The sequence below is a fragment of the uncultured Alistipes sp. genome (assembly GCF_910580175.1).
GTDB lineage: Bacteria > Bacteroidota > Bacteroidia > Bacteroidales > Rikenellaceae > Alistipes.
Genome location: NZ_CAJTXD010000004.1, coordinates 72,790 through 92,385, shown reverse-complemented (window position 1 = coordinate 92,385; position 19,596 = coordinate 72,790). Strand labels below are relative to the sequence as shown.

The window sequence follows — 19,596 nt, the reverse complement described above, 5'->3', positions numbered from 1 at the left end:
TACCTGCGGCCCCGCAGCTCCGGCACTCGGTTAAGCACAATGGAGATGATTCTTTCGAAAGGTTTCGTTCGGCTGCTGCTGCCGGCAGCGGCCGCGCTGTCGCTCTTTTTTGTGGTAAGCGCCGCTTATTTCGCCCCTCAGTTCCGTGGCGAAGCGCTGCCCCAGCACGATGTGGTGCAATACGAAGGCATGGCCCACGACATTACCCGAATGCGCCTGGAGCGCGGCGAAGACCCCCAGTGGACGGGCGGCATGTTCGGCGGGATGCCCGCCTACCTGATCAATGTGGCCTACCCGGCCCAGCTGGTCAAACGCACGGCGGGACAGATTACCAAGATACTCGACACGCCGGCCGCCTTCCTCTTTTTCGCCATGACGGCCATGTGGCTCATGCTCCTGATGACGGGCGTCGACCCCTGGGTCGGCATCGTCGCAGCCCTGGCCTACGGACTCTCGACCTACCTGCTGCTCATTATCGGCGCGGGGCACCTGACCAAGATGTGGGCGCTGGTCTACGCACCTCTGATGCTCGGAGGCACCTGGATGACCCTGCGCGGCAACATCTTCTACGGTGCGGCGCTCACAGCTTTGTTCGCGTCGCTCGAAATCGGTGCCAACCACCCGCAGATCGCCTACTACTTCCTGCTGGCGATGGCGGCGCTGTGGATCAACGACGCGATCGTCGCCCTGCGCGAAAAACGGCTGCGCGACTTCGGCCTGCGCACCGCCGCGCTCCTCGGCGCCGGCATACTGGCCGTAGCATCCAACTTCGCCCCCCTCTGGTATACGGCCCGCCACACGAAAGAGACCATCCGCGGCGGCTCGGAACTGACCGCAGACACGACAGAAAAACGGAGCGGACTCGATCTGGACTACGCCACGGCCTGGAGCTACGGACGCGCCGAGACGCTGAACCTGCTCGTGCCCGACTTCATGGGGCGCGATTCGGGCACGACCTTCTCGCGCAACGGCGAAGTGGCCTCCGTGACCGGCGAACTGGGACTGCGCGGAGCCGCCCAGCAACTCCCGGCCTACTGGGGCACGCAACCCTATACGGGCGGCCCGACCTACCTGGGCGCCGCAGCCCTTTTCCTGGCCGCGCTGGGCCTGGCGCTGGCCCGCGGCCGCAACAAATGGTGGATCGCCGCCATCTGCGGGCTGATGATCCTGCTGGCCTGGGGCCGCAACCTGATGGGATTGACCGAATGGGCCTTCAGGTGGCTGCCCGGATACAACAAGTTCCGCACGGTCTCGATGACACTGGTGGTGGTGCAATGGGCCGTGCCGATGCTGGGTGCGCTGGCGCTCATGCGGCTGTGGCGCGACGAGATTCCCCGCGGGCGGCGGCTGCGGGCCATAGGTTGGGCGGCCGGCATCACGGGCGGTCTCTGCCTGCTGCTGGCCACGACGGGCGGCGCCCTGTTCGACTTCGGACGCGACCAGAGCGCGGCGATGATGACCGACCAGTACCACCGCATCTTCGAGGCCAACGGTCTGCAAGCCTACATCGACCGCGGCATGGATGTCGAGTGGGGCGAACGGACGGCCGACGCAATGGCAACCGAACGCGCAGCGATGATGCGGGCCGATGCCTGGCGGTCGCTGGCGATGATTCTGCTTGCGGCAGGGTGCACGCTGCTTTTCGTGCGGCGCAAGATCAACCGATACGTGCTCGTCGCCCTGCTTTCCGGCGTCATGCTGCTCGACCTGGTGCCCGTCGACCTGCGTTTCCTTTCGTCCGACGACTTCGTGCCGGCCCGCCGCCGGCAGATCGCTCCTACGGCCGCCGACCAGGCGATTCTGGCGGACACAACACCGGGATACCGCGTCATCAACCTCACGGTCAGCCCCTTCAACGACGCCACGACCTCCTATTTCCACCGGTCGGTCGGCGGTTATCATGGCGCCAAGCTGGCCCGCTACCAAGATTTGATCGACCGCTATCTTTCGTCGCTCGACGAGGGGGTGCTCGACATGCTCAACACGCGCTATGCGATCGTTCCGGGCAACGACGGACAGCCCGAAGCCGTCTTCCGCGACACGGCATTCGGCGCCGCCTGGTTCGTCGACTCGGTGGTCTGCGCCCCGACGGCCCAAGCCGAAATCGACGCGCTGGGGAGCCTCGACCTGCGCACGACGGCGGTCGTCGCGACCGACACGCCTCTGCCTGCCGCAGCACCAGCCGATCCGGCGGCCCGCATCGAGCTGACGGAATACCGCCCCAACTACCTGAAGTACGAATATTCCGCCCCGCAAGAAGCTGTGGCCATATTCTCCGAAATCTACTATGCCGACGGCTGGAGCGCTTTCATCGACGGCGAACCGGCGCCTTATTTCCGGGCCGACTACGTATTGCGCGCCATGCTCTTGCCGCCCGGCAGCCACACGGTCGAATGGCGCTTCCGCGCCCCGCACTGGACGGCGGTCGAAAGCGCGACGCTGGCCGCCTCGCTGGCAATTCTGGCGGCGGCTCTGACGGCGCTCATCTTGTGGGTAATAAAAACCAAACGCACAGAATAACGCATTGAACATGAAGGACGACAAACGACTCAAACGCAAAGTCCGCAACTCCTACATCGTATCCACGGTCAGCATCACGCTGGTGCTCTTTCTCCTGGGGTCGGTGGGCTACCTGATGCTGGCGGCCATGGAGGTGGCCCGCACGCTGCAATCGAGCATCCAGGTGTCGGTGGAACTGAAAAACGGGCTGACCGACAAGCAACGCGAAGCGATCGCCGAACGGGTCGCCGACCAAGAGCTGGTGGGCGGGATCGTCTACGTACCCAAGGAAGAGAAACTGGAAGATGCAGAGTTCCGAAAGATGTTCGGCAGCGAATTCGACGAGGTATTGGGCGAAAATCCGCTGCTGGACTCCTACGAACTGACCCTCACGGCGCATTCGTCCGACAAGGAGGCGATCGACGCCTTCATCACGGGCATCTCCCACCTTTCGGGCGTCGAACATGTGAGCTACCCGGCCCTCATGGCGGCGCGGCTCCACGCCACAGTGGGAAAAATCCGCTTCATCCTGCTGCTCTTCGGCGGAGCGCTGCTCCTCGTTTCGATGATCCTGGTAAGCAACACCCTCCGGCTGGCGATCTTCTCGAAACGCTACCAGATCAACACCATGAAACTGGTCGGCGCCACCAAGTGGTTCATCATGCGGCCGTTCCTGGCCAGCAGCATCACGCAGGGCATCTTGGCCGGCACGGCGGCTTCGCTGCTGCTGGCGCTGGCCGCCTACGGACTGAACGAAGCCGTGCCCGAGTTGCAGGCCCTGGCGGAGGCGAGCCGCACGGGCGGTCTGATCTTCGGCACGATGATCGGCGGCGGCGTGGTCATCTCGGGACTCTTCACTTGGGCGGCCCTCAACAAATTCGTCAACATGAAATCGAACAAAATCTATCTTTACTGACATGAAACGACCGAACAACACTCCCGACAATCCCCGGCTGCCGCTCACACGCCGCAACTACATCCTGCTGGCCGTCGGTTTCGCCGTCATCGTGCTGGGATTCGTCCTCATGACCGGCGGCGGCAGCGATTCGCCCGACGAGTTCGACTACGCCATGTTCTCGTGGCGCCGCATCACGCTGGCACCGATCGTGACCGTCGGCGGCTTCGTGCTGGAAATCTATGCCATCCTGAAACGCTACGAGTGACCCGATGGATACGCTTCAAGCCATTATATTGGGCATCGTGCAGGGAATTACCGAATTCCTGCCCGTTTCGAGCAGCGGACACCTCCAGATCGCCAAGGAGTTGCTGGGCGTGCAGATCGAGGAAAACCTGACGTTCGACGTGACGCTGCACGCCGCCACGGTGTTGAGCACCTTGGCGGTTCTGCACGCCGAGGTGCGCCGGCTCCTCGGGGGGATGTTCTCGCGCCGCTTCAACGCCGAGCAGGCCTATGTGCTGAAACTGGCGCTCTCGATGATTCCGATCGGCATCGTGGGCTTCGCCTTGAAAGACCGCATCGACGCGCTGCTCAACGCACCGTGGATCCTGGCAGTCGTGGGAGCCATGCTCTTGCTCACGGCCGCACTCCTGGCTTTCGCCTACTACGCCAAACCACGGCAGAAAGAGATCATCTCCTACCGCGACGCCTTCATCATCGGCGTAGCGCAGGCCTGCGCCGCCATGCCGGGCCTCTCGCGGTCGGGCACGACCATCGCCACGGGGCTGCTGCTGGGCAATGAAAAAGCCGCCGTGGCGCAATTCTCGTTCTTGATGGTGCTGGCGCCCATTTTAGGCGAGACGTTCCTCGAAATCTGTTCGGGAGAGTTGACGTCGGGCATCGCCGCAGGGCCGCTGCTGGCAGGGTTTCTCGCTGCGTTCGTTACCGGCTGCGCCGCCTGCCGCTTCATGCTCGAAATCGTCAAGCGGGGACGTCTGATCTGGTTCGCGATCTATTGCGCGGCAGCGGGCGCCGTATCCATTATCAGCTACGCCCTATGACGCCCGAAGCAACCGACCTGCGCGGTCTCGATTTCGAGCAGGGCTACATCGCCGTAATCGACAAGCCGCTGGAGTGGACGTCGACCGACGTGGTGCGCAAGATCAAGTTCGCGCTCCGCAAGATAGGCTATCCCCGCATCAAAGTGGGGCATGCCGGGACGCTCGACCCCCTGGCCACGGGCGTGCTGCTGGTCTGCATCGGCCGCGCCACGAAGATGGTCGAGGCGCTGCAAGCCGAAGAAAAGGAGTATGTAGCCGACGTCGTGCTGGGCGCCACGACACCCAGTTTCGATCTGGAACACCCCATCGACCGCACCTACCCGACCGAACACATCACCCGCGAGAAAGTCGTCGAAGCGCTCCGCTCCCTGGAGGGGGAGCGGCTCCAGGCGCCGCCGCTCTATTCAGCCAAGAAGATCGACGGCATGCGGGCCTACGAACTGGCCCGGGCGGGCGGGACGACCGACTCCGTAGAGCTGCGCAAGGCTCCGATCCATATCTACGAAATCGAACTCCAAGAATATGCCCTGCCCCGCATACGCATCCGAGTGCGTTGCAGCAAAGGCACCTACATCCGTTCGCTGGCCGGCGAAATAGGCGAAGTGCTCGACAGCGGCGCCCACCTCTCCTCGCTGCGCCGCACGCGCAGCGGCGGCTTCACAGCCGAAAAGGCATGGCAGTTGGAGGAGCTGATAAAAAATCTGCACGAGATCGAAACAAAATAGATTTTTTTGCGTATACAATTAGTATTGTCACACACGATTCCACCGAGAAACCTTTTTGAGAAACCTTTCCCCGCTATGAAACTATCGCAGTACGGCTACGATTTCACGCCCGAAATGCTGGCCCGCTATCCGGCCGACAACCGCGACGAATCGCGCCTGATGGTCATCGACCGCGCCAAAGACACCGTCGAACACCGCCAGTTCAAGGACATCATCGAATACTTCGACGAGAAAGACCTCTTTCTGTTCAACGACACCAAGGTTTTCCCTGCACGTCTCTACGGCAACAAGGAGAAGACCGGCGCCGAGATCGAAATCTTCCTGCTGCGCGAGTTGAACCGCGAACTCCGCCTGTGGGACGTGCTGGTCGACCCGGCGCGCAAGATCCGCATAGGCAACAAGCTCTATTTCGGCGACGACGACCTGCTGGTGGCCGAAGTGATCGACAACACCACCTCGCGCGGCCGCACGCTGCGCTTCCTTTTCGACGGCTCCTACGAGGAATTCAAGGAAGCGCTTTTCGCCCTGGGCGAAACCCCGCTGCCCAAGTGGGTGCGCGAAAAGGTCGAACCCCAGGACGCCGAACGCTACCAGACGATCTTCGCCGCCAAGGAGGGCGCCGTGGCGGCCCCTACGGCCGGCATGCACTTCTCGAAGCACCTGCTCAAACGCATGGAGATCAAGGGGATCGACAGCGCGTTCGTCACGCTGCACGTCGGGCTGGGCAACTTCCGCACGGTAGATGTCGAAGACCTCTCGAAACACAAGATGGACTCCGAGCAGTTCTTCGTGACCGAAGAAACCGCTGCGACGGTCAACGCCGCCAAACGCGACGGACGCAAGGTCGTGGCGATCGGCACCACCGTCATGCGCACGATCGAAACCGCCGTCTCGACGGGCGGCATGATCAAGGCCTCGGAGGGCTGGACGAACAAGTTCATCTTCGCACCCTACGACTTCTCGGTCGCCGATGCGATGGTCTCGAACTTCCACCTGCCCTACTCCACGCAGCTGATGATGGTGGCGGCGTTCGGCGGCTACGAAAACGTGATGAAGGCCTACAAAATCGCTAAAGAAGAAGGATACCGCTTCGGCACTTACGGCGACGCGATGCTTATTCTTTAATATTTTTTCACTATCTTTGCAAAATACAAGCGGCGCCCTGCAATATTCGCAGTCCATCTTGCGTTGGTGTGTCCCGGTTTCGCAGAAGAGCGACCCTCGCACAGGGCGGCCCGCCAGGAGACGACCGCGAAGGGAGCGGCCCGAGGAGCCGGTTTTCCGACCTTAAAACTTACGATTCATGGCAAGCAAGATTCTGTACGTCTGTCAGCAAATAATGCCCTACCTCCCCGAAACGGAGGCTTCCGTGTTATGCCGTTCGCTGGTGCAGGCGATGCAGGAGCGCGGCAATGAAATCCGCACGTTCATGCCCCGCTACGGGTGCATCAACGAGCGCCGCCACCAGCTCCACGAAGTGATCCGCCTTTCGGGCATGAATCTCATCATCGACGACAACGACCACCAGCTCATCATCAAGGTGGCATCGATTCCTGCCGCCCGCGTGCAGATCTACTTCATCGACAACGACGACTACTTCTCGCGCAAGGCCGTGTTGCAGGATGCCGCAGGGCTGGAGTTCCCCGACAACGACGAGCGGGCCATCTTCTTCGCCCGCGGCGTGCTGGAAACGGTCAAGAAGCTGTGCTGGGCACCCTCCGTCGTCCATTGCCACGGATGGTTCACGGGAGTCGTGCCCGTATACCTGAAGAAGGTTTTCGCCGACGATCCGATCTTCCGCAACGTGAAGGTCGTCGTGTCGCTCTACGACGACGGCTTCGGCGGCGAGCTGAACAAGGGTTTCGGTGCGAAGATCGCCGGCGAGGGGGTCAAGGACAAAAATCTGTCGATTCTCGACACGCCGTCATACGAAAACCTCTGCCGTTTCGTTATGAAGTATGCCGACGGCGTGATCGCGGCATCCGCCGGCGTCGACGAGCGGGTGCTCGAAATCGCCCGCCAAAGCGGCAAGCCGATGCTGGAATACCAGGCGCCCGAGGCAGAGGACTTTTTCGATAATTACAACCGCTTCTATGATGAAATTCAATAGTTTCCGTCGTGCGATGCTCTCCGCGGCCCTTTTTGCGGGGGCGGCCGGGTGGGCAGGCTGCACCACGGTGGACGATTCGCTGGGTTCGAACCTCGTGCCCGACACCCAGCAGATGCGGGCCGGATATGCGACCTTTCCGCTCAAAAAAGAGCCGAATCCGAAAAAATACGTCGAAACCCGGCTCTTCCAGAGCGATTCGATCCGCACGTCGAACATCTCCTACGGCTACATCGGTTCGCAGCTGAACGACACGCTGGGGCTGCGCTCGGCAGGCTTCCTGACCCAATATCTCTACTATGTGGGAGTCGACGCCGACCGATTCGGCGAGCGGCCGATCTTCGACTCCGCGCAGTTGCTGCTCACGGTTACCGACTACGACCGCGACACTCTTACCCCGCAGCTCTACGGCATTTATGAAATTACCGACAACGCTTATCTGACCGAACGGGAGGACTCCACGTTCTACCTCGATTTCGATCCCGATCCTTATGTAAGCAAAACCCCGCTGTTCACGTTCGAGTTCCCCGACGGCAAGAAGACCGGCCCCGCCACCACGTCCGTGACGCTTGATCTGGCCGAAGGCGGCCGCGAGTTCATCGACCGGCTGATGCTCCAGAGCGGCAAATACGCGGACGACTACTCGATCTATACCACCCTCGACAGTCTCGCGCAGTGGGTCGACGAATTCAAGGGGCTTTATATCCGTCCTCTGGCCGATCAGACCGCCAAAAGCAAGGGCGGCATGTACGCCCTCGATCTCAGCGGCTCGGGCCTGGCGGTCTACGGCCGCACCAGGCTCAAGGAAGACCCTTCGCTGATAAAAGACACCCTGTCGCTGCTCTACATTTTCAAGGACACCGAGTTGTCGTCCACCCATGGCAACGTCTCGGTCAACGTCTTCAAACGCAACTACGAAGGCAGCAAGATCGACCCGGCCCAGGTTCGCGAACCCGCTCCCGGCACCCCCGACAACCGCAAGACCGACAGCCGGATGATCGTCGAAGGCATGGGCGGCGTGGTAACCGAGATCACGTTCACGAAAGAGTTCTTCAACGAACTGGAGAGCAAGATCGAAGAAGCCAACAGGGAGGGCTACGAGTTCTCGACCCTGGCGTTCAGCCAGGCCCGCATGCTGGTTTACTTCGGCGACAGCGATTACGAGTGGGACGCGATCGATCCCGCGGCTCCCGGCAGGCTGATCTTCGACATGGACGCCGCACCGGAACGCATCGGTCTCTATACGAACTACAAGACCCTTACGGCGATCCCGGACTACAACTACTATTACGAGAAGAACTACGACACGTCGCTCGCCTACGGCGGGTACATCAACCGCAGCCGCGGCTGCTACACGTTCGACATCACGGGTTACATCCAGACCCTCTGGAACAGCTACGCAGCCGAACGCGACGCCGCACGGAGCGAAGAACGGGAGATCGACCTGACGAAGATCGGGAACCGTACGATCTATGCCGCCCCCGAAGCTTACAGCTACTACACGCCGGCCTACACCGTCTTGCAAGGCATGACCACGCTGCCGGACGATCCTGCCGGAAACAACGCCCCGATCCGTTTCGAACTGACCTACAATTTAATCAAGAAATAACAACCCGCAACCAATCAACGAATGCGCAACCTAAGTCGAGCACTTAGGTTTTCGCATTTCTGAAAAAGCCATACATCAACGCAATGCAGGAGAATTTAGTTATCGTCGAGTCGCCCGCCAAGGCGAAGACCATCGAAAAGTTCCTGGGTAAGGATTTCATCGTCAAGTCGAGCTTCGGGCATATCCGCGACCTCTCGAAAAAAGACCTCGGCATCCGCATCGCAGAGGGATTCGCCCCCGTCTACGAAGTGCCGGCCGACAAGAAGAAAGTGGTCGACGAGCTGACCCGCCTGGCCAAGACCAAGACCGTCTGGCTCGCCTCCGATGAAGACCGCGAAGGAGAAGCCATCGCATGGCACCTGACCGAAGTGTTGGGCCTCCCCGTCGAGCGCACCAAGCGCATCGTCTTCCACGAAATTACCAAGCGGGCGATCCTCGACGCCATCGAAAAACCCCGCACCGTGAACATGGATCTGGTCAACGCCCAGCAGGCGCGCCGCGTGCTCGACCGGCTGGTCGGTTTCGAGCTGTCGCCCGTGCTGTGGAAAAAGGTGCGGCCGTCGCTCTCGGCCGGGCGCGTGCAGTCGGTCGCCGTGCGTCTGCTCGTCGAGCGCGAGCGCGAAATCATCGCGTTCAAGCCGTCGCCCTACTTCCGCGTCGTGGCCCAGTTCTACGCCACGGCCGACACCGAAAAAACGCTCTTCAAAGCAGAGCTTCCGACCCGTTTCGCAACGGCCGAGGAGGCCGAAAGTTTCCTCCGCAGCTGCATCGGCGCCGCATTCACGGTATCGAAATGCGAGGAGAAGCCCGCACAGCGCTACCCCGCACCGCCGTTCACGACCTCCACGCTCCAGCAGGAAGCCAGCCGCAAACTGGGCATGTCCGTTTCGCAGACCATGTCCGTGGCACAGCACCTCTACGAGCAGGGTCTGATTACCTACATGCGTACCGACTCGGTAAACCTTTCGCAGCAGGCGCTTACCCAATGCAAGGAGGAGATCATCCGTCTCTACGGCGAGAAATACTCCCGCTGGTTCAACTACAAGACCAAGACCAAAGGCGCCCAAGAGGCCCACGAAGCGATCCGCCCCTCCTACATCGACCGCCAGCAGATCGAGGGCACGCCGGCCGAAAAGCGGCTCTACGAATTGATCTGGAAGCGCACGGTCGCTTCGCAGATGGTGTGCGCCGAGCTGGATCGCACGACCATCGCCATCGACATGGCCGGCTCGCCCCATCAGTTCGTCGCTTCGGGCGAGGTGGTGCGCTTCGACGGCTTCCTGCGGCTCTACTCCGAATCGACGGACGACGACCAGGCGCAGGAGAGCGGCGAAGGGCTGCTCCCCAAACTGGCGCAGGGCGATGCCCTCACGGCCGACACCATCACGGCCACAGAGCGTTTCACGCAGGCCCCGGCCCGCTACAACGAAGCGTCGCTGGTCAAGCGGCTCGAAGAACTGGGCATCGGCCGCCCGTCGACCTATGCCCCGACCATCTCGACGATCATCAACCGCGGCTACGTAGTCAAGCAGAACAAGGAAGGACAGAAGCGCGGCTTCGTGCAACTGACGCTCGCCAACGGCAAGATCGCCGCCAAGAACCTTATCGAAAACTTCGGCAAGGAGAAGAACCGCCTGGCGCCCACCGACATCGGCATGCTGGTAAACGACTACCTCGAAGCGCAGTTCGGCCCCATCATCGACTACAACTTCACGGCCAACGTCGAAAAGGAGTTCGACCGCATCGCCGAGGGCGACATCACGTGGGACCGCATGATCGGCGAGTTCTACGAACCGTTCCACCGCATGGTCGACACGGCCATCGAGCAGCAAAACGACAAAAAAAGCCAGGCCCGCATCCTGGGCAACGACCCTAAAACGGGACACGTAGTCAAAGCGCGCATCGGCCGCTACGGCCCGATGGTCGAGATCGAGGGCGCGGAGGGCGAAAAAAGCCGCTTCGCATCGCTCAAGAAAGGGCAGCTCATCGAATCGATCACGCTCGACGAGGCTCTGGCGCTCTTTGCGCTGCCCCGCACGCTGGGCGAGCTGGAGGGCGAAGAGTTGGCCGTAGGCATCGGCAAATACGGCCCCTATGTACGCTACGGCAAGTCGTTCGCGTCGCTGGCCAAGAGCGACGACCCCTACACGATCACTTATGACCGTGCCGTAGAGGTCGTTCGCGCCCACAAGGAAGCCGCCGCGGCAGCCAACACGCCGCTGAAAAGTTTCGCCGACGACCCCGAAATGGTGGTCAAGAACGGCCGCTACGGCGCCTACATCGCCTACAAGGGCAAGAACTACCGCATCCCCAAAGGCACCGACCCGGCCGCGCTGACTCTGGAAGCCTGCCAGAAGATCGTCGCCGGATCGAAAAAATAGAATTTCAACACCCAAACATCCCGAATACCATGAAAAACCTCGTTTTCTCCCTGCTCTTCGCCGGCGCGCTCTTCAGCGCTGCGGCCCGCACGCCCAAAACGGCCGAAGAGAAAGGCTACCGTTTTACCGACAGCCGGTCGGTGCCCGTTACCCCTGTCAAGGATCAGAGCCGCAGCGGCACCTGCTGGAGCTTCTCGACCTGCTCGTTCCTCGAAAGCGAGATCATGCGCGCCGGCGGCGAGGCGATGCACCTGTCGGAGATGTGGATCGTGCGCCACACGTTCATGGACAAAGCCATGAAGTATGTCCGCATGCACGGCCATCTGAACTTCGCCGAGGGCGGTGCTTCGCATGACGTCATCGAGATGATAAAGAACTACGGCATCGTGCCGTTCGAAGCCTACCCGGGTCTGAACTATGGCACCGAGAAACCCGACTTCCATGAACTCTCGGGCGCGCTCAAGGCCTATCTCGACGCTGTGATCCGCGCAGGCGACAAGTCGAACATGCCCCTTTCGACCGCCTGGAAACGCGCTTTCAACGCCCTGCTCGACGAGTACTTCGGCCCCGTGCCCGAGACGTTCGTCTACCAGGGCAAAGAATACACGCCCGCTTCGTTCGCGGCATCGCTGCCCATCGACATGAACGACTATATCGACATCACGTCGTTTACCCACCATCCGTTCTACACGCAGTTCATCATGGAAGTGCCCGACAACTGGATGTGGGGCACGGTCTACAACCTGCCGCTCGACGAAATGATGGAGGCCGTCGACCACGCGCTCGACCAGGGGTATGCACTCTCGTGGGGCACCGACGTGAGCGAAAAGGGCTTCAGCCGCACCAAGGCGATCGGCATCGTTCCCGAAATCGCGCTCGAGAACATGAGCGGCACGGAAGCCGAGAAATGGGGCAAACTTACCCAGCAGGAGAAGGAGACGCTAATCTACTCGTTCGACAAACCCGTAAAGGAGCTGGTCGTGACGCAGGCCAAGCGTCAGGAGGCGTTCGATAACTACGAGACCACCGACGACCACGGCATGGTCATCGTGGGCAAAGCCACCGACCAGGCCGGGAATCCGTTCTACAAGGTGCTCAACTCGTGGGGCGAACGTCCGCCCTACGGAGGCTACTGGTATTTCTCGCAGCCGTTCGTAGCCTACAAGACGACCTCGATCATGCTCAACAAGAAAGCCCTGCCCGAACACATCGCCCGAAAACTGGGGTTCGAATAGAACCGTGAGCGAAAGGAGTTCCCGGAGAACACCGCGCTTTGAACAAACGCCGGAATCCACACGAACGGATTCCGGCGTTTTCATGTTTCATCAAAACTTTTTCATACGTCCTCGAATTCCACACCGAGAAGTTTGACCAGATCGAGCGCCTGCGCCGGAGAAATCCGAGCGCCCCGAAGTTCGAACGACGCACAATCGCGCAGGCGGATGCCGCGGATGTCGCAGTCGGCCAGCGAGATCCCCTGCAAACGGGTGCCGAAGAACTCGGCCGTCGAGAGATCGCAAGCGGAAAATGCGGTCTGCTCGAAACGGCACTCGCTCAACACGGCACTGCGCAAGATACACTCCTCGCACCTTACCCGGCGGAACCTCGCAGCGGCGAACCCGACGAACTCGCCCCGACAACGCGCCAAGACGGCCGAACCGAAAACCGTCTCGGCGAATTCGGCGCCGGTAAACTTGCAATCGACGAACTGCACGCGCTGGAACGCACTGCCGCGCAAATCGGCGTTGGAGAAGTCGCAGTTGCGGAACAAGACATCGGAAAACCGGGCCTGCGCCAACACGGCCCCCGAGAAACGACATCCGGAAAAGATGCACCGCTCGACGGAAAGGTGTTCGCGAACCAGTCCGGCCAAAGCAACACCGCGGAACACCGCATCGACGACCTCCTCGGCATCGACAAGCAACGCAACATCGGCAACAAATGCAGAATCTTCCGGCAAACGGGGCGGCGCAATTTCCATAATCAAGACAAAAAGACGATGATACGGCCTCCAAGCTGCAAAAAATGCAGCCGCAACGCCTCGCCGCCGCAAATCCTACCGACGAGCGCAGCGGTATGGAAATCGACCTCCTCGATCCGCAAATCGCGCAATAGATCCAACTCGCAGCGCCCGGCGAACTTGTAAAGAGTCTCCTTGGCACACCACACGACGGCGGGCCACCACGGCACGTCCGACAAAGTCTGCTCCTCAACGGTCATATAACGGGAAACGACCCGCCCGAAATCGCGGGCTGCCGATTCGACATCGACGGCGCAAGGCGTGTCGGCAAAAGCCACAGCGATACTGCCCTCGCAATGCGACACAGCGACATGCACAGCACAACCTATGAAACCCGAAATTCCGGAAACCGCCATCCCGGCTTCCTGCTCTCCCGAACCCGGAATTCCGGACTCCGACGATCCGGGAACCGATTTTCGGAGTTCCAGGATTTCGACCCTCGGAGCACCCGCCGCATCGTAACCGATCCGGATTCCGGCCGGGTCGCAGACCCATTCGCGGGACAATTCGCGCCGCACGATCGCCCGCCACGAAAGCCATTCGCTACGCCGGCGCACACAACCGAACGTCCGGGCATGCGCCTGCTCCTCGGGCGTAGTCCGAAGCGCGATTTCGGTCTCGGAAAGAGGCTGGGAAACGATAAGGCGGAACACAACTTATATACTTTGATGCGCAGTAAGAGCCGGAATCTTGAATCCGAACGACGAGGCTTAATCGTTCGTTACTTTATGTCTACGCGTATCTTATCGATCCGGTGCGCATCCGTTTCCTTGATCGTGAAACGGATGTCGTGCGACGTGAAGACATCGCCCTTGCGCGGGAAATCGCGCTTGAGTTCGAGCATCAGGCCGGCCAGGGTCTCGGCCTCGCCCCGCACGTCGGAGAAAGTCTCCTCGTCGAGCGCCAGGATGCGTTCGAAATCGCCGATATGGGTCTTGCCCTCGAAAAGATAGCTTTTAGGCCCCAGACGCGTATAGAAACTCTCGTCGTTGTCGCTTTCGTCGGAAATTTCGCCGACGATCTCCTCGATGATGTCCTCCAGCGACACCAGACCCAACGTCGAACCGTATTCGTCGACCACGATAGCCATGTGCACCTTGTTCGACTGGAAGTCGCCCAACAAGTCATTGATCTTCTTATGCTCCGGCACGAAATAGGGCTTGCGGATCAACTGCTGCCATCCGAACTCGTTGCCGTTGTTGATGTAGGGCAACAAATCCTTGACATAAAGCGTACCCCGGATGTTGTCGATATCCTCCTCGAAGACCGGAATGCGCGAAAATCCCGACGCGATGATCGTCCGCTTGACTTTCTCGTAATCGTCGGTCAACTCGACGGCTGTGATGTCCACGCGGGGCTTCATGATCTCCTGCACCTCGGTGTTGACGAAATTCACGATCCCCGACAACATCACATGCTCCTCCGGGTTGCCCGTATGGGTCATGTCGACGGCATCGGCCAGATCGTCGAGCGAAATTTCGCTCTTGTGCGAGGCTTTCTCGCTGATGCGGCTGCTCGTATGCACCAGGATGTAGGAAAGCGGATAGAACACCCACCGCAGCACCGCCAACGGCTGAGCCACGAACTGGGCGAACTTTACCGGCGTAGTCTGCGCCAACACCTTAGGCAACACTTCGCCGAAGAGCAGCAGGAAGAACGTAACAACGACCGTCTTGAAAAGGAACTCCAGGTGCGTGAACGTGAAAAGGGCATCGACGATGCCGGCCATGAATATGGTAATGCAGATGTTGACCAGATTATTGATGACCAGAATCGTGGCCAACAAAAAATCAACATCGCCCAACAATTTCAAGACAGCGGCGGCCGAAGCGCTCGTCCGCTGCTTGAATCGCTGCACGTCGTTGTGCGAAAGCGAGAAAAACGAAGTCTCGGCACCCGACACGAGCGCCGAAACGCACAACAGAAGCAACGTTGCGACGCAACGTATGACGATATGGGTCGAGAACCCGTTGAATATGATCCAGGGAGCGTGTTCCAAGTTCGGGTGCGGTTGGTTAATCGAAAAGCGACCCGCCGTCGGGCTTCTCCTCCGGGGTCTGCGTCGCGGCCGAATCGTTGCGCAGCACCTCCTTGCGGCCGCCCGACATCTGGACGATGAACTTCGAATTGCGCGACTGATAAGCCGGCTTGGACAACAGCGCGTCGATGTTGTTGTAGCGCGTCGACTTGGCGCCCAGCACCACCTGCTCGCCGGGCCGCGGCACGGACTTCGCCGCCAGCGGCTTGATCGGCTCCAGCACCGATTCGGTCTGGCCCTCCTTGGCCGGCATCACGGCCGGTGCGATCTGCTTCATCACCTCCTTGACCTCCTCGCTCTGGAAGCCCGTGGCGACCACCACCAACTCGATGGCGTTGCCCAACTGGGGCTTTTCGCTCGTACCCCAGATGATGTTGGCATTGTGCACGGCGCCCTCGTCGTCCTGCACGCTGGCATGCGCCTGGATATACTCCAGAATCCGCACGACCTCTTCGTACATCAGTTCGTCGGCATTGGCAACAGAAATATTCAACAAGATATTCTTGGCCCCCGAGATCAAGTTGTGATCCAGCAACGGCGACCGCAGCGACGCCTCGGCCACAGCCTCGGCCCTGCTGTCGCCCTCGGCCGTAGCCACGGCCATGTGGGCGCGGCCGCTGCAACGCATGACTTTCGAGACATCGGCGAAGTCGACGTTTACCAAGTCGCTCTCCACGGTAATGATTTCGGCGATGCCTTTGGCGGCCGAAGCCAGGATATCGTCGGCCTTGCCGAAAGCCTGCTTGAGCGAGAGCCGTCCGTAGATTTCGAGGATGTTTTCGTTGTTGATGATCAGCAGCGAATCGACATTCTGCCGCAGTTCCTCGATACCGCGGAACGCCTGCTCGTAACGGATCTTCCCCTCGACGGCCAACGGCGAAGTGACGATGGCCACGGTCAGCAGCCCCATCTCCTTGGCCAGCTTGGCGATCACGGGCGAAGCGCCCGTACCGGTGCCGCCGCCCATACCTGCCGTGATGAAGATCATGCGCGTACCCGCCGCTTCGAAGTGCTGCCGGATTTCGGGCAAGGTCTCCACGGCGGCACGGCGCCCGTTCTCGGGGTCGTTGCCGGCGCCCAATCCCTCGCTGCCCAGCCGGATCTTGGTCTCTACGGGACTTTTGTCCAGCGCCTGCTGGTCGGTATTGCAAACCATGAACGACACACCGCAGATGCCGAGGCTCCACATGTGGTTCACAGCATTGCCGCCGGCACCGCCGACCCCCACTACCGTGATGATCGAGTTATTTGCACGGGGCGCTTTGATCTCCGACATCAATTCGTCTGTCATAAGTCGTTAAAAGCAGGTAAAAAGAAAATTAATTCGCGGTCAGCTCATTCATGCCACCCGCCATTCTATATTTCTTCGTCTTCGGCAGCCGTAAAACTCTTGTTTACCTTGTCGAACGCCTTCTGGAAAATCGACCCCCAGTCGCGCTTGCGCTTCGGGTCGGCAGGTGCGAAATCGTCAGAAAAATCGGGCGCCGCGAGCGGTTCGGCCTCGATATAAGGCATCGGATCGGGTTCGGGCGGCAATCCGGGCGCGACCATCGGCCGGGCCGCAGGTGCGGGAGGCACCGGCTGCTGGGCCATACGCGGCGGCGTCTGCCGGAAAGGCTGAGCCGCAGGACGCGCTGCGGGGCGAGCCGCCGGCCGGGCGAGAGGCTGGGCGGCAGGCTGGGGTGCGGGTCCGGAATGCACCGCAGAACGGGCTTCAGGCTGTGTCGGCTGCGCCGGCGACGGAGCGAACCCGCGCGGCTGCTCCGCAGACTGACGCGGGAGCGTCGTCGGACGCTCTGCCGGAGTCTGTCGGGGCGGGATGGAAGCCGGAGCGGAACTCTGCACAGCCGGCTGGGAAGCGGAAGGTGCAGCAGCGGAATCCGAAGCCGGAGCAGGCGTCGGCGTCGAGACATGCTCGACCACTGCGCATGCGCCCTGCCGCGCACCCTTGAGCAAAATACCCACGGCCGTAGAGAACGCCGGACTGGCGACCCGCTCCCGGGATGCCTCGTCAATGGCAGCATCGGGCAACGCGATGCGCACGTCCATCTCGGTCACGCGGCGGAACAATTCGTCGATATCTTTCAACTGCGCCGACCCGCCGGTCAACACGATGCCGTAAGCGAGTTTCGAAGCATATCCCGAATCCCTGATCTCCTGCTGCACGAACTCGGCGATATCCGTAGCACGCGCTTCGATTACCGTAGCGAGGTTGCGCAACAGAATATCCTTGGCCTCGCGCGTCGTCCGACCGTTGACACGGATCAACTTGTCCTCGGGCGCCAGATCGGCCACCGCCGAACCGTACTTGCGCTTGAGACTCTCGACGTGCTTCTCGGGCACACCCATGGTGCGGATGTCGCGGTTGATGGCCGAAGCGCCCATGGGGATGGAGACGGTGTAACGCACCACGTTGCGATAATAAACCGTGACGTCCGTCACGCCGTCGCCGATGTCGACTACGGCCACACCCTCCTCTTTCTCCTCGGGAAGCAACACGGCCTCGGGGGTGGCCAACGCATCGGACACGACACCCAACATTTTGATACTCAACCTCTTCAAGGCCATATCAAGCCGCTGAATGGGGGTTTTGTGGCAAAGGATGAAATTGAACGTCGAAGAAAGTTTCTTGCCGAACGACCCTACGGGATTCTTGACCTCCTGGCTGTCGTCGACCATATAGTTCTGCGGGATGCGCTCCATGATGGTCTCGTCGTCGGGAGCCTGCACGTTGCGCATGCGGTCGAACAGCGCATCGACATCCTTCTGGTTGACCCCCGTCTGCGGATCGTAGACATACACGTGGTCGGTATGGCGGGCGCAGCGCACGAAATCGCCCGAGATGCCGGCGTAGGCCTCCGTGATGCGGATGCCCAGCCGCTCCTCGACCTCCGAAACGGCCTCGCGGATGGCCCGGCTGACCAGCTCGATGTTGTCTATCCGCCCGGCATTGACGCCCTCGACGGGTTTCGAAACGAGCGCCAGCACGTTCATCCGCCCCTCCGCAGGCTTCTCGCCGACGGCCACCACGACGGACGACGAACCCAAATCGACGGCAACGGTATAATTTTTTCTTTCCACGACTGAATCTTTTATTTCCTGCAAACCACCTGATCCTTATATCTTATGTCTATCGTACGGTATTCGTCCCACCCGGTACGCGAGAGTCCGCCCCGATAGAAACGCATCAACTTGTCGAGTTTGCGCTCCGGCTGCTCCAGACGGCCGAAACGGATCGTATGGCGGCCGCTGCGCGGCACAAGGTCGATCTCCAAGACGCCGCCGGGGGTCGAACGGGCTACGATCTGCACCACCTCCGACCTCCAGAAAGGGTCTTTCTCGACAATTTCTACAAAGGTAAGGAGTTTCATCAAATCTTCGTAGCTTTTCTCCAATTTTTTTTGCCGTTCGCGCTCGCGTTCCTGCTCGGCGCTCAAACGGTCGATCTCCTGCTGCACCATGCGGGCTTCGTAACGGTAGCTGCGCCGCAGCAGCGCCTTCTCCTGACGCAACTCGGCCACCCGCTGCTCGAACCGGCGGGCGCTCTCGAACCAGCCGCGCCGCACCCGCCGCCGGGCCAGCTCGGCAATGCGGCGGTCGTTCTCGCGCTCACGCTTGTAGAACGGGTATTTTTCGCGCTCCAACTCGACGATCCGATGCTGTATCTCCTCGATCTTGCCGTCGATATACGTACGCATGTCGCCCACATAATCGGCAGGAATCGGCAGCCGGTAACTGCCCGTGACCACCGGAACGTACAACGACGACGCCCGCGGCGCCACGAAAACATACCCTTCAGTCGTAATGTAACTGTTGACCCCGTCGGTCAGCAGCCGCAACAACGGCTCGCGCTGGCTGATTTCGACGCACAACTCGCCCGAATAGGTAACGTAGGCGGCAACATCCTCCACGAACCCGTTGCAGGCGATCAACGCCTCGATTCCTGTCAGGTCGACCGTATCAACTGCCGTGCCGATCGTAGGAATCCGGCTGCGGACGATCCATTCGCGCACGCGCATCGTCGAGACCAAGTGTCCCCGCGACGTGCTGTCGACGACCTCGATCGCCACGTGCGACACCGTACGCACGGCCCGGGCACGGCGTACGGCGATGCCTGCCGCAAGCAGGTACCCGCCCACGGCCGCCCACAAGAGCGCCAACCACGCATATCGAAAATACCTGTCCAAAATCAACTACTTACTACAACCATTCATCGCAACGATGCCGGCGCGGAGCGGCCCAACGTCCGACTCGCCGG

At 60.8% G+C, this 19,596-nt stretch carries 16 protein-coding genes; 10 read left to right on the top strand and 6 right to left on the bottom strand.

Annotation, left to right across the window (positions count from 1 at the left end; all coding sequences use genetic code 11):
- The first annotated feature begins 45 nt into the window (after positions 1–45).
- The 10 genes from QZ298_RS06280 to QZ298_RS06235 all read left to right on the top strand — a co-directional run bounded on the left by QZ298_RS06280 (position 46) and on the right by QZ298_RS06235 (position 12,515).
- Positions 46–2,520 (top strand): hypothetical protein, encoded by a 2,475-nt coding sequence (locus QZ298_RS06280; protein WP_296006847.1) that lies wholly within the window; start codon positions 46–48, stop codon positions 2,518–2,520.
- Positions 2,521–2,530: 10 nt separating this feature from the next.
- Positions 2,531–3,415: a permease-like cell division protein FtsX gene (locus QZ298_RS06275; protein ID WP_296006844.1), complete on the top strand. Its 885-nt coding sequence runs from the start codon at positions 2,531–2,533 to the stop codon at positions 3,413–3,415.
- A gap of 1 nt (position 3,416) precedes the next feature.
- Positions 3,417–3,662, top strand: a complete 246-nt coding sequence (locus tag QZ298_RS06270) for a DUF3098 domain-containing protein (RefSeq protein WP_296006841.1) — start codon at positions 3,417–3,419, stop codon at positions 3,660–3,662.
- Positions 3,663–3,666: 4 nt separating this feature from the next.
- On the top strand, positions 3,667–4,458 hold the full coding sequence (locus QZ298_RS06265; RefSeq protein ID WP_296006839.1) for an undecaprenyl-diphosphate phosphatase: 792 nt from the start codon (positions 3,667–3,669) through the stop codon (positions 4,456–4,458).
- A complete protein-coding gene (gene truB / locus QZ298_RS06260; RefSeq protein ID WP_296006835.1) occupies positions 4,455–5,183 on the top strand; it encodes a tRNA pseudouridine(55) synthase TruB in 729 nt (242 codons plus the stop codon). The genes QZ298_RS06265 and truB overlap by 4 nt, the downstream gene beginning before the upstream one ends.
- Positions 5,184–5,258: 75 nt before the next feature.
- Positions 5,259–6,308, top strand: a complete 1,050-nt coding sequence (gene queA / locus QZ298_RS06255) for a tRNA preQ1(34) S-adenosylmethionine ribosyltransferase-isomerase QueA (protein WP_296006832.1) — start codon at positions 5,259–5,261, stop codon at positions 6,306–6,308.
- Positions 6,309–6,486: 178 nt separating this feature from the next.
- Positions 6,487–7,293, top strand: a complete 807-nt coding sequence (locus QZ298_RS06250; protein ID WP_296006829.1) for a glycogen/starch synthase — start codon at positions 6,487–6,489, stop codon at positions 7,291–7,293.
- The gene (locus QZ298_RS06245; protein ID WP_296006826.1) at positions 7,277–8,899 is read left to right on the top strand and encodes a DUF4270 family protein; all 1,623 of its coding nucleotides are present in this window, start codon (positions 7,277–7,279) and stop codon (positions 8,897–8,899) included. Before QZ298_RS06250 ends, QZ298_RS06245 begins: the two co-directional genes overlap by 17 nt.
- An 83-nt stretch (positions 8,900–8,982) precedes the next feature.
- Complete coding sequence (gene topA / locus QZ298_RS06240) at positions 8,983–11,280, top strand: type I DNA topoisomerase (protein ID WP_296006823.1); 2,298 nt, start codon at positions 8,983–8,985, stop codon at positions 11,278–11,280.
- Between the two features lie 29 nt (positions 11,281–11,309).
- On the top strand, positions 11,310–12,515 hold the full coding sequence (locus tag QZ298_RS06235; protein WP_296006820.1) for a C1 family peptidase: 1,206 nt from the start codon (positions 11,310–11,312) through the stop codon (positions 12,513–12,515).
- A 101-nt stretch (positions 12,516–12,616) separates the two neighbouring features.
- Here QZ298_RS06235 and QZ298_RS06230 read toward each other — a convergent pair whose 3' ends face one another.
- The 6 genes from QZ298_RS06230 to QZ298_RS06205 all read right to left on the bottom strand — a co-directional run bounded on the left by QZ298_RS06230 (position 12,617) and on the right by QZ298_RS06205 (position 19,525).
- On the bottom strand, positions 12,617–13,240 hold the full coding sequence (locus tag QZ298_RS06230) for a pentapeptide repeat-containing protein (RefSeq protein ID WP_296006818.1): 624 nt from the start codon (positions 13,238–13,240) through the stop codon (positions 12,617–12,619).
- Between the two features lie 23 nt (positions 13,241–13,263).
- Positions 13,264–13,953, bottom strand: coding sequence for a 4'-phosphopantetheinyl transferase superfamily protein (locus tag QZ298_RS06225; RefSeq protein ID WP_296006815.1), 690 nt, complete (start codon positions 13,951–13,953; stop codon positions 13,264–13,266).
- 68 nt (positions 13,954–14,021) lie between these two features.
- On the bottom strand, positions 14,022–15,299 hold the full coding sequence (gldE, locus tag QZ298_RS06220) for a gliding motility-associated protein GldE (protein WP_296006811.1): 1,278 nt from the start codon (positions 15,297–15,299) through the stop codon (positions 14,022–14,024).
- Between the two features lie 16 nt (positions 15,300–15,315).
- Positions 15,316–16,629: a cell division protein FtsZ gene (ftsZ, locus tag QZ298_RS06215; RefSeq protein WP_296006808.1), complete on the bottom strand. Its 1,314-nt coding sequence runs from the start codon at positions 16,627–16,629 to the stop codon at positions 15,316–15,318.
- Positions 16,630–16,694: 65 nt separating this feature from the next.
- Positions 16,695–18,419 carry a cell division protein FtsA gene (gene ftsA / locus QZ298_RS06210; protein ID WP_296006806.1) on the bottom strand — a complete coding sequence of 575 codons (1,725 nt, stop codon included), beginning with the start codon at positions 18,417–18,419 and terminating at the stop codon, positions 16,695–16,697.
- Positions 18,420–18,430: 11 nt separating this feature from the next.
- Positions 18,431–19,525 carry a hypothetical protein gene (locus tag QZ298_RS06205; protein WP_296006803.1) on the bottom strand — a complete coding sequence of 365 codons (1,095 nt, stop codon included), beginning with the start codon at positions 19,523–19,525 and terminating at the stop codon, positions 18,431–18,433.
- Between the last annotated feature and the right edge of the window lie 71 nt (positions 19,526–19,596).